This is a genomic window from Polaromonas sp. P1_G2 (assembly GCF_056405515.1).
In genome coordinates, this window is sequence record NZ_JBFUBY010000856.1 from 1 (window position 1) to 533 (window position 533).

Sequence of the window (533 nt, forward strand, 5' to 3'; positions counted from 1 at the left end):
CTATATGGTCGGACTCAGCCATATCGGCCAGCGATTCTCCGGCTCGGATCTTGCCGCTGCCAACGCTGCCTTCATCTTTGCCTATGCGGTGGGCACGATCGCCGGACCTATTGCCATCGGCGCGGGCTTGAGCCTGGGCGGACCCGAAGGGTTTGCACGGGTGTTGATGGCCTTCTTCGCCATCTTCGTCGTATTTGCCATCTATCGGCTGATTTTTCATCCCCATCGCACTTGACTTTTAGCCGCCAATGCGTAGTTTCCGCGGCACTTCGCCGTGGCCGAAAGGGATTCCGCGGCATTGATTTTTTTAAGGCAGGACGACCATGGCGAAAGCGACCACGATCAAGATCAAGCTTCTCTCGACGGCTGACACCGGCACGTTCTATGTGACGACCAAGAACAGCCGCACCATGACCGAGAAGATGACCAAGACCAAGTATGACCCGGTCGTGCGCAAGCACGTCGAGTTCAAGGAAACCAAGATCAAGTAATTCTGATCTTCCGGTTTGACGAAAAAAGCGCGCGACCTGAGG

General features: G+C 55.7%; 2 protein-coding genes. Both read left to right on the plus strand.

Going from position 1 to position 533, the window contains the following annotated elements:
* The coding region (locus AC1D0P_RS27990; protein WP_477679712.1) for a hypothetical protein at positions 1 to 235 on the plus strand (235 nt) is incomplete at its 5' end.
* A gap of 88 nt (positions 236 to 323) precedes the next feature.
* The gene (rpmG, locus tag AC1D0P_RS27995) at positions 324 to 491 is read left to right on the plus strand and encodes a 50S ribosomal protein L33 (protein WP_258162352.1); all 168 of its coding nucleotides are present in this window, start codon (positions 324 to 326) and stop codon (positions 489 to 491) included.
* The last annotated feature ends 42 nt before the right edge of the window (positions 492 to 533 follow it).